Annotated in this window: 8 protein-coding genes and 1 pseudogene; 5 read left to right on the top strand and 4 right to left on the bottom strand. The window is 74.1% G+C overall.

What is annotated here, in order from left to right:
* Positions 1-186 precede the first annotated feature (186 nt).
* A pseudogene (locus AB0C78_RS31330) lies at positions 187-1,485 on the top strand (DEAD/DEAH box helicase); the annotation flags it as partial.
* A 516-nt stretch (positions 1,486-2,001) separates the two neighbouring features.
* Here AB0C78_RS31330 and AB0C78_RS31325 read toward each other — a convergent pair.
* Positions 2,002-3,171 carry an MFS transporter gene (locus AB0C78_RS31325; RefSeq protein ID WP_360754816.1) on the bottom strand — a complete coding sequence of 390 codons (1,170 nt, stop codon included), beginning with the start codon at positions 3,169-3,171 and terminating at the stop codon, positions 2,002-2,004.
* 105 nt (positions 3,172-3,276) lie between these two features.
* Here AB0C78_RS31325 and AB0C78_RS31320 point away from each other — a divergent pair, with 105 nt between their 5' ends.
* The 4 genes from AB0C78_RS31320 to AB0C78_RS31305 all read left to right on the top strand — a co-directional run bounded on the left by AB0C78_RS31320 (position 3,277) and on the right by AB0C78_RS31305 (position 6,468).
* Positions 3,277-4,218, top strand: a complete 942-nt coding sequence (locus AB0C78_RS31320; protein WP_360754814.1) for an MmpS family transport accessory protein — start codon at positions 3,277-3,279, stop codon at positions 4,216-4,218.
* 38 nt (positions 4,219-4,256) lie between these two features.
* Positions 4,257-4,874 (top strand): alpha-ketoglutarate-dependent dioxygenase AlkB, encoded by a 618-nt coding sequence (locus AB0C78_RS31315; RefSeq protein WP_360754812.1) that lies wholly within the window; start codon positions 4,257-4,259, stop codon positions 4,872-4,874.
* Positions 4,875-4,992: 118 nt separating this feature from the next.
* Positions 4,993-5,664: an SDR family NAD(P)-dependent oxidoreductase gene (locus AB0C78_RS31310; protein WP_360754809.1), complete on the top strand. Its 672-nt coding sequence runs from the start codon at positions 4,993-4,995 to the stop codon at positions 5,662-5,664.
* Between the two features lie 111 nt (positions 5,665-5,775).
* Positions 5,776-6,468: a maleylpyruvate isomerase family mycothiol-dependent enzyme gene (locus AB0C78_RS31305; protein WP_360754807.1), complete on the top strand. Its 693-nt coding sequence runs from the start codon at positions 5,776-5,778 to the stop codon at positions 6,466-6,468.
* Here the strand turns inward: AB0C78_RS31305 and AB0C78_RS31300 are convergent.
* The 3 genes from AB0C78_RS31300 to AB0C78_RS31290 form a co-directional block, all read right to left on the bottom strand.
* Entirely contained in the window at positions 6,462-7,949 is a 1,488-nt protein-coding gene (locus tag AB0C78_RS31300) for an alpha/beta hydrolase (protein ID WP_360754805.1), read from the bottom strand. The two genes, AB0C78_RS31305 and AB0C78_RS31300, sit on opposite strands and share 7 nt — an antisense overlap.
* A gap of 329 nt (positions 7,950-8,278) precedes the next feature.
* Positions 8,279-8,491, bottom strand: a complete 213-nt coding sequence (locus tag AB0C78_RS31295) for a DUF397 domain-containing protein (RefSeq protein ID WP_151546663.1) — start codon at positions 8,489-8,491, stop codon at positions 8,279-8,281.
* Positions 8,492-8,754: 263 nt separating this feature from the next.
* Entirely contained in the window at positions 8,755-9,627 is an 873-nt protein-coding gene (locus tag AB0C78_RS31290) for a helix-turn-helix transcriptional regulator (protein WP_360754803.1), read from the bottom strand.
* Positions 9,628-9,754 lie beyond the last annotated feature (127 nt).

The raw sequence follows: 9,754 nt of genomic DNA, 5'->3' as shown, positions 1-9,754 counted from the left end.
GCGCGCCCCCCGGGCGAGCCCGCCGCCGCACGACGCTCCCAGGGGGCCCGCCCCCGTTTCACAGCGCGCGGCACGGCCGCGCGCACGGTTCGTTCTTGTTAGCTCTTCGCCGCGCCGCCGCGCACGGTCGCGCAGGCGGAGCTCTTCCTCGGGACGCACCGCTTCCGAGGAAGGTTTCACATGACCATGCACCATGCCGGCCGTCCGAGCGCGCGCGGCGGCCCGTCCCGGTCGCGTTCCGCCGGACGCCGCCGTCCGGCGAAGGCCGCGAACGCGCGGCAGGACACCGAGTTCGCGCTCCCGGAGACCCGCACCCCGGCGCTGCCGCCGGTCGCGGCGTTCGCCGACCTGCCGATGCCGCCGCGGCTCCTCGCCGCGCTGGCCGCCCAGGGCGTGACGGACCCGTTCCCCATCCAGGCCGCGACGCTGCCGGACGCCATCGCGGGACGGGACGTCCTCGGACGCGGCCGCACCGGCTCGGGCAAGACCCTCGCCTTCGGGCTCGCGGTGCTGACCCGCACCGCCGGCCGCCGCGCCGAGCCGCGCGCGCCGCTCGCGCTCGTCCTCGTCCCCACCCGCGAACTCGCCCAGCAGGTCACCGACGCGCTCGCGCCGTACGCGGACGCCGTGGGCCTGCGGACGGCGACCGTGGTCGGCGGCATGCCGATCTCCCGCCAGGCGAACGCCCTCAAGCGCGGCGTCGACGTCCTGATCGCCACCCCCGGGCGGCTCGCCGACCTCGTCGAACGCGGCGACTGCCGGCTCGGCGAGGTGCGGACCTCCGTGCTGGACGAGGCCGACCAGATGACCGACATGGGCTTCCTGCCGCAGGTCACCCGGCTCCTCGAGCAGACCCCGCCCGGCGGGCAGCGGATGCTGTTCTCCGCGACGCTCGACCGCAACGTCGACAAGCTCGTCCGCGGGTTCCTCGACGACCCGGTCACCCACTCGGTCGACCCGGCGGCGGGCGCGGTCACCGCGATGGAGCACCACGTCCTGCACGTCGCCGACGACGACAAGCAGGACACGACCGCCCACATCGCGGCCCGCGACGGCCGGGTGATCATGTTCGTCGGCAAGAAGCACGGCGCGGACCGGCTCGTCCGCAAGCTGGCCGCGCGCGGCGTCCGCGCCGCCGCGCTGCACGGCGGCAAGTCCCAGTCGCAGCGCAACCGGGCGCTGGAGGGCTTCCACAACGAGGACGTCACCGTGCTGGTCGCGACGAACGTCGCCGCCCGCGGCATCCACATCGACGACCTCGACCTCGTCGTCAACGTCGACCCGCCCGCCGACCACAAGGACTACCTGCACCGCGGCGGACGCACCGCCCGCGCGGGACGTCCGGGGACCGTGGTCACGCTCGTCCTGCCCGACCAGCGCCGGGAGATGGCCGACCTGATGGCCAAGGCGGGCATCACCCCGCGCATCACCGAGGTGCGCCCCGGCGACGGCGAGCTGGCCCGCATCACCGGCGCCCGCACGCCGCCGGCCCGGCCCGCCGCGCAGAACCCCGCCCAGCAGCGCAACACCGAACAGCCCCCGAGCCGAACCTCGCGCCGTCGCAGCGGCACCGGCGAAGCACGACAGGACGCCCGCGCAACTTCGACGGCCGTCGCCTCAGGTTCGCGCCGTCACAGCAGCAACGCGCAGGACGGCCGCGCGACTTCAACGGACGTCGCGTCCGGCCGAAGCTCGCGCCGTCAGAGCAACGACGCGCGGGACGGGCGCGTGGCCTCGGCGGACGTTGCGTCCGGTCGGGGTTCGCGCCGTCAGAGTGGCGGGGCGCGGCAGGGCGGCCGGGCAGCCTCGGCGAGTGCCTCGTCCGCTGAGAAGGCGAGCCGGGGCGCGCAGCGCGACAACGCGCAGGACAGCCGCGCGGACGCCGCGGGCGGGCGGCGGTCGCGGCGCGGCGGCGCGCAGGGCGGCGGGTTGCAGCGCAAGCCGCGCCGCCAGGTCTCCTCCCTGAACACCTGAGTCGACGCCGCAGCCGCCCGGCCGGTCTCAGGACGGGTCGGGGACGGCTTCGGGAACGGCGGCCGGCTTGGCGGCGACGGGCGCCGGGCCAGGGTCGGGCGCCGGGTCGGGCTTGGGACGGCGCAGGGTCAGCGGGACGGCGAGAAAGGCGACCGCCGCGACCGGCATGGCGCCGCCGGCCAGGGCGGCGAGGCCGGGGACGGCGGGCTGCGCGACGCCCCATGACGAGCCGAAGAACGCGAACCAGCGGGGCCGTTCCGCCTCCGGCGCGATCGAGGCGATCAGGGCCTGCCACCGGCCTTGGAGGACGCTGTCGGCGACGGCCCAGGCGAGGTACGCGGCGACGGTGACCGGGACGGCCCGTCCGACGGCCAGGACCAGGGCCGCGAACGCGAGGGCGCCGGTGCCGGCGGCGAGGACGCGTTCGTGGGGCAGCCGGTCCAGGGCGCGGCGGCCGAGGCGGCCGGTCAGCGGGGCGAGGACGGCGGCGCCGGTCAGCACGAGACCGGGCAGCCAGGCGGGCGCGCCGCGCTGGAGCAGCACGAACGGCATGTACATCAGGACGGCGAGGTAGCCGGCGGCGAACGCGGTCCCGGCGAGGGTCAGCCGGACGAGCCGCCGGGACGGCCGCCACGCCGCGTCCCGCACGGGCGGCCGGACGGGTTCGCGCGGCAGGAACGCCAGGGCGACGGCGGCAGCGGCGAGGCAGGTCGCCGCGTCCACGACCGCGAGCCAGCGGGCGCCGAGCGGCAGCAGGACGGCGGCGAGCAGCCCGCCGACGGCTCCGGCCGCGACGAGGGACGTGCCGAGCAGGCCGTAGACGTCGCCGTGCCGGCCGGCGGGGGCGGCGCGGGCGAGCGCCTCCTGGGTGGCGGGCTCGCAGAGTTCGAAGGCGAGGCCGACGAGCGCGACGGCGCCGAGGGTCTGCGGCGGCCCGTGCGCGAGCGCGAGGACGAGCAGCGCGGCGCCGGTGGACGCGAGGCCGAGCACGACGACGGTGCGCGGCGCGAGCCGGTCGAGGAGCATCCCGCCGATCCAGCGGGAGGCGAGCGCGGCGACGCCGAAGACGGCGAGGGCCGCCGAGGCGAGGTCCGGGCCGGCGAGCACGGCCAGGAACGACATCACGTACGCGCCGAGCTGGTTGATCACGCGCACGCCGATGAGCGCCCTGACCGGGCGCGGCAGTCGTTCCGTCACCCGTGCAGGTTATGCAGGGGGTCTGACACTCCGTGACCGGCGAGTGCCAAGGAGCCGTAGCCGGCTGTAAGCCGGGTGTAAGCACGGCCGCCTAGGGTCTGCGCCGTGAACCGAGGGTGTGCAATCAGGACGATCGCGGCAGGCGGCGCGCTGGCGCTCGCCCTGTCCGGGTGCGGCGACGGGGGCGGCAAGGACAAGGCCTCGGGGGCCGGGAAGCCGCCGCTGAAACCGGCGGCGCAGGCGACCGCGCCGGCCGGGGGCTGGCCGCAGCCGGAGAACGGGCGGCTGACGGCGAAGATGTGCGGGCTGCTGACGGACGCCGACTACGCGAAGTACGGCCACCAGCGCATGCCGCAGGAGGACGCGGGCCCCGCGCAGGACGGTTCCAACGCCGTCTACTGCACGTACATGCTGGGCGACCAGCTGAATCTGAGCCTGCAGAAGAGCGCGCAGGGCGCGAAGATCGCGTTCAAGCAGGGGCTGGACGACCACAAGGACCGGTTGAAGGGCAAGCCGTCGGTGCTCGCGTCGAACGTGGTGCAGGGCGCGGACGAGAGCTGGTTCGACTACTCGACGCTGGGCGGCAGCCCGTCCGAGTACGAGGTGGAGGCGCGGCGCGGCGGGCTGATCGTCGGGATCGTCCTGTCCGAGGTGCCGCAGCATCCGGACAAGGACCCGAAGGGGATGCTGGCCGCGCTGGCGGCGCTGGTGCTGCAGCGGATCCCGGACGTGGGGAAGGCCGACACGGGCATCGTCCACCAGGTGAAGTACGTGGTGTGGGGGTCCGGCGGGGCGGCGATGCAGGTCGTCTACAACGACCCGGTGAACAGCAAGTCGGTGACGCTGAAGAACGTGAAACTGCCGTGGCACAAGGAGTTCCCGATGCCGGACACCGGCCGCCAGCCGACGGCGGCGCTGTCGATCAGCGGCGCGGCGGCGTCGCCGACGGCGTTCCTCGGCTGCGAGGTCCTCGTCGACGGCAAGCCGGTGCAGAAGAAGGACCCGAGCTCCGGGTTGGTGTTCTGCGACGCGATGTACCACAGCTGATCGAACATGTGTTTGACTCGCCGGGGTAGAGTGGGGGCATGTTCCAAGGCTCGCTGCTGGACCGCGCCGACGAGACCGGCCCCCGCCCGCTGAGCGAGGCGCGCCGGACGCGGCTGGCCCACGGCGCCTGGATCGACGTGCTGCCCGCCTGGATCCCCGGCGCGGACGCGCTGTTCGAGCGGCTGCACGCGTCCGTCCGGTGGCGGGCGGAGAGCAGGCGGATGTACGACCGCGTCGTGGACGTGCCGCGCCTGCTGTCGTTCTATGACGAGGGCGCCGAGCTGCCCGACCCCGTCCTGGACGCGGCGAAGGCCGCGCTGAACGCGCACTATGAGGCGGAGCTGGGCGAGCCGTTCCGGACGGCCGGGCTCTGCCTCTACCGGGACGGCCGCGACTCCGTCGCCTGGCACGGCGACCGGATCGGGCGCGGCGCGAGCGCGGACACGATGGTCGCGATCCTGTCGGTCGGCGCGCCGCGTCCACTGCTGCTGCGTCCGCGCGGCGGCGGTCCGGCGATCCGCCGGGAGTTGGGCCACGGCGACCTGATCGTGATGGGCGGCAGCTGCCAGCGGACCTGGGACCACGCGATCCCGAAGAGCACCCGCGCGGTCGGCCCGAGGATCAGCGTCCAGTTCCGCCCCCGCGGCGTCCGCTGACGGCGCCTGCCGAGACGGCGCCCGCTGAGACGGCGCCCGCTGAGACGGCGCCCGCGAACTCCGGTGGACGCGCGCCCCCGATAAGCGTGATCATGGGCGTATCCGTTCGGGGGAGGCGATGGGCGTGACGGTCTCGCTGGTCACCGGTGGGAACCGGGGCATCGGCCTGGAGGTGTGCCGGCAGCTCGCGGAGCGCGGGCACGAGGTGCTGCTCGGGGCGCGCGACCCCGACGCCGCCGCGCGCGCCGCGAAGGAGGCGGGCGCGACGCCGGTCCGGCTGGACGTGACGTCCACCGCGGACGTCGACCGCGTCGCCGCCGAGATCGGGCGGCTGGACGTGCTGGTGAACAACGCCGCGATCACCTACGACACCTGGCAGCGGCCGTCGGACGCGGACCTCGACGTCGTCCGGGACGCGGCGGAGACCAACCTGTACGGGCCGTGGCGGCTGACGCAGGCGCTGCTGCCGGCGCTGCGGCGCAGCGCGCACGGCCGGATCGTCAACGTGTCCAGCGAGGCCGCGTCGCTGGCGGGGATGGGGTCCGGCACGCCCGCCTACACCGCGTCCAAGGTCGCGCTCAATGCGCTGACCAGGATGTTCGCGGCCGAGCTGCGGGCCGACGGGATCCTGGTGAACGCGGTCTGCCCGGGCTGGGTCGCGACCGACATGGGCGGCCCCGGCGGACGTCCCGTCGCCGACGGCGCGGCGAGCGTCGTGTGGGCCGCGACGCTGCCCGACGGCGGCCCGACCGGCGGCTTCTTCCGCGACGGGCACCCCCTCCCCTGGTGAGGGCCGCCCTTCCCCGGTCACGACCGCCGCTTCCCCGGTGACCGCCGCTCGTTCGCCCCTGGTGACCGCCGTCCTCAGGTGGTCACCCGTCCCCCGTCGAGAGGATCGTGCATGACCCGCGTCGAACCGCTCGAAGCGATCACCGCGGCGACCCGCGGCCTGCTCGCGTCCGCCGCCCGGCTCGGCGAGGCGGACATGCGCGCGCCGTCGCTGCTGCCCGGCTGGACGCGCGGCCACGTGCTGACCCACGTCGCGCGCAACGCCGACGGCGGCACCCGCCTGCTGACCTGGGCGCGCACCGGCGTCGAGACGCGCGAGTACCCGAGCGTGGAGGCGCGCGCCGCCGAGATCGAGGAGGGCGCCGGACGTCCCGCCGCCGTCCTCGTCGCGGACGTCCGCGACAGCGCGGACCGGTGGGCCGAGGCGTACGAGGCGATGCCGGACGACGCGTGGGAGCGGGTCGTCCAGTGGACGTCGGGTGCCCGGCACCCCGTCGCGCGGGCGACCGACTCGCGGCTCACCGAGGTGCTCACCCACCACGTCGACCTCGACGCCGGGTTCGGGCCGGCCGACTGGCCCGCGGAGTACGTCGCCCGGAGGCTCCCGAACATCGTCGCGTCCTATGCCCGCCGCGACGAGGCGCCGCGGCTGCGTGTCCTCGCCACCGACACGGGCGACGCCTACGGCGGGGGCGAGACCGTGGTGTCCGGACCGGCGTCGTCCCTGCTCGCGTGGCTCATGGGCCGGACGGACGGCCGCGACCTCACCGGCGCCGAGGGCGTCGCGCTGCCGTTCCTCTACTGAGGCACGGCGGGGCACACCGCGCCGCGCGCGGGCGTCTTCACCGAGATCAGGTAGCGGTCGATCGCGTCGCGCGTGCACGGGCCGCTGTTGTAGACGCCGTGGCCGGAGCCCGCATAGGTGAGCAGGGTCGCCTTCGGGCCGATCTGGCGTGCGACGCTCCGCGCCCACGCGTACGGAGTGGCGGGGTCGTGGACCGCGTTCAGCATCATGATCGGCGCAGTGGTGCGCACCTTGAGCCGGTGCTGCGGGTTCGCGACGGGCTTCGGCCAGCCGAGGCACGCCGTGAGGGCCATGACCGGGCGGGTGCCGTGCATGTCGGGCGCGATCCGTTCGCTGCGCCGCGAGAGCCGCGCGAAGTCGCCGTAGTCGCGGACCGGCAGGTTCCAGTCGGAGCAGAACTGCGCGGTGAAGTTGTCCGTCCCGGTTCCCTCGGCTGGTTTCGCCGGGACGGGCTGGACGGGCTCGCTCGCCTCCAGCGCGGACAGCAGCGACGCGAGCTTCGCCCAGTCGGGCCCGTAGAACTGCTTGTACGTCACCACGAGCAGCTCGAACTCCGTCAGCGCGCGCCCTGGGGTCTGCGGGTCCGGGAGCACCCCGCGCGCGGCGCGTTCCCGCAGGTCGCGCAGGACGGCTCGGACGTCCCGGCCGTGCAGCGCGCAGCTCGCCGTCCGGTCGCACCACTCGGCGAACTGGTCGAAGGAGTCCTGCGCGGCACCCATCTCCGCGTCGAGGAACGGCCGGGCCGACCGGACGTTGTGGTCGATGACGCTTTCCAGCACCATCGCGCGCACACGGCCCGGATACGTCTCGGCGTACTCCGCGCCCAGAAGCGTCCCGTAGGAGCTGCCATGGAAGCTCAGCTTGGTCTCGCCTAGGGCGGCACGTATGGCGTCCACATCACGGACGGTGCTCATCGTGTCGGCGTGGTCGTACAGCGGTCCGGTGCGCTCGCGGCAGTCGTCCCTGAGCCGCTTGTTGTAGGCGAGCGTCGCGTCGAAGTCCTCGCGGCTCGCGATGTTCGGGTCGGGACGTTCGGCGAGGAGCGCGGCCGAGCACGTCACGGGGTTGCTGGCGCCGATGCCGCGCGGGTCGAAGCTCACGATGTCGAAGCGCCGCCGGATCCGCTCGCTGAACCGGCTGATGCCCGTGGTGATCCGCTGGACGCCGGAGTCGCCGGGACCGCCCGGGCCGAAGACCAGCGTGCCGATGCGGGCGGCCGGGTCGAGGGCCTTGCGGCGGGCGATGGCCAGGCCGAACGTCGGGCCGTCCGGGTGGGCCCAGTCGACGGGGAGCCGCAGGGTCGCGCACTGCGCCTTGCCGTCGTCGCCGCACGCCTTCCAGTCAATGCCGGTGCCGGCGGGGGGAGGAGCGGGGGCGGGCGCCGCGTTCGCCGACGGCGGTGCCAGCGGGACGGCCGCGCCGGCGAGCACGATGCCCGCCGCAGCCGCGCCCATGGCGATACGCCTGTGCTTGCGCTGCATGGATGTCCTTCCGGGATGGACGTCGAGGAGGCTCCGCCGAGCGGGCGGACGATCGTCCGGGACGGCCGGGGAGCGCCCGGCGGCCCCGGACCGCAAGATCACGCTAGGCCGCGCTCCCGGCGCGCGGCAGGGGGACCAGGGACGGTTCAGGGTGCGGTCAGGGGCGCCTCAGGGTCGGCCGCCGGACGTCCCGGACGCCCGGCGGCGACGGCGGCCGCCCAGGGGGGCGGCGGCGCGTTACCGCGTTGTCGGAATCCGCCGTTAAAGGCGGCCGCCGATTGTGGCGGACGACAATTATCGCGAGAAGCGGTGAGAATGAGTCGCGTGACTCAGCGGCCGTCCAGTTCGCCGTTCCGGGCGGCGCGCAGCAGGGTGCGCCACTGTGCGGAATCGAGCGTGAGCATTCCGGCGGCGGGAGCGCGGGAATCGCGGATCAGCACGGCGGGACCGGCCGCCGCCACCTCGACGCAGTCACTCCCGGACTGGCTCCTGCTGCCCTTGCGCCAGTTCAGCGCCTCCCCCCGAAGCGACCGATAGACCATCCAGCAACCCTCCATCCGGTGCCGGCGGTGCCGCCTCGTCGGCCGACCAGGCCGGGAGCGTCCGCCGGCGTGAGCCAAGCAGGGCACGACGAACCACGACCTTGTGGAAATTTTCCCGATCACGAGTGTAAACGGTTCCAGTTATCCCGCCTACAAGGGAACACAAGATCACTCTGCGTGCTATGAAGGCCACTCGGCTTGGAGAAGGGCCGGAACGGCGTCACCTCCCCTCGCGGTCGATTCGCCCCATCGGAAAGGGCCGATCAGGCCATCAGCTCCTCGGCGGTCCGGCGGAGCAGGGCGATGGACTGCTCGGCCGGGAGCGCGTCCTCCAGCAGCACCTCGAAGGTGTCGCGGTACTCGGTGATCCGGTCGTCCTCACCGGTGATCATCGCGCTGGAGCCCGACCGGCCCTCCAGGAACAGCACGTCGTCGAGGTCGCCGTCGAACTCCAGGAGGGTGAACGGCCCTTCGAGGCCGAGGTGCGCCCCGGCGCTGAACGGGATGATCCGGACGGTGAGCAGGTCGTCGGACTCCGCGGCGTCCGCGATGCTGCGCAGCTGGTTGGGCATGATGCCCGGGTCGACCTTGATCCCGACATGGCGGCGGATGACCGCCTCGTCCACGATGTAGAGCTGCCGCGGCGGGTGCTGGCGCTTGGCCAGCTCCTCCTTGCGCTGCATGCGCAGCTTCACGCCGAGCGCGCTCGCCTGCTGCGACACCTTGCCGGTGGAGAGGACCTCCGCGTACTCGCGGGTCTGCAGGAGGCCGGGGATCACCGAGCCGTGGAAGTGCCGGATGTAGGCGGCGCCGGCGGCGTACCCCACGTAGTTGAGGAAGTTGGGGTCGAACTCGCCGCGGTAGGCGTTCCACCAGGCGGGCTCGCGCGCGCCCCGCGCCAGCGCCTGCAGCCGCTCCTGGCGGCCCTCCGAGGTCACGTCGTAGACGTTGAGCAGGGCCTGGAGGTCGGTGCGGGTGATGGCGTTCTTCCCGCCCTCGACCCGGATGAGCTTGGACGGGGACCATTCGAGCTGCCGGACCACCTGCTCCTGCGTCAGCCCCTTCTCCTTGCGGAGGCGGACGAGCTCGGTGCGCAGTAGCGCGCTCTGGACGATGGGCCCCTGGTCACTGGTCATATGACGGCTCACTCTGCGTAGTTGTCGCCACCTCACTGCATGCTACCTGGCAAGGCGCAAGATGTCAGGACGCATGTCGACACGCCGACACCTGACCGCCCGTCGAGCGGCGGTGTCAAGGTCCGGA

Origin of the sequence: Actinomadura sp. NPDC048394, assembly GCF_040651755.1 — a bacterium.
GTDB classification, from domain to species: domain Bacteria; phylum Actinomycetota; class Actinomycetes; order Streptosporangiales; family Streptosporangiaceae; genus Spirillospora; species Spirillospora montaniterrae.
This window is presented reverse-complemented; position numbering and strand designations above follow the sequence as displayed.

Bases quoted from the DNA above. Each gene is read 5' to 3' on its own strand.
- AB0C78_RS31305 (WP_360754807.1), top strand. From the start codon at position 5,776: ATGACCCGCGTCGAACCGCTCGAAGCGATCACCGCGGCGACCCGCGGC.
- AB0C78_RS31300 (WP_360754805.1), bottom strand. From the start codon at position 7,949: ATGCAGCGCAAGCACAGGCGTATCGCCATGGGCGCGGCTGCGGCGGGC.
- AB0C78_RS31295 (WP_151546663.1), bottom strand. From the start codon at position 8,491: ATGGTCTATCGGTCGCTTCGGGGGGAGGCGCTGAACTGGCGCAAGGGC.
- AB0C78_RS31290 (WP_360754803.1), bottom strand. From the start codon at position 9,627: ATGACCAGTGACCAGGGGCCCATCGTCCAGAGCGCGCTACTGCGCACC.
- AB0C78_RS31315 (WP_360754812.1), top strand. From the start codon at position 4,257: ATGTTCCAAGGCTCGCTGCTGGACCGCGCCGACGAGACCGGCCCCCGC.
- AB0C78_RS31310 (WP_360754809.1), top strand. From the start codon at position 4,993: ATGGGCGTGACGGTCTCGCTGGTCACCGGTGGGAACCGGGGCATCGGC.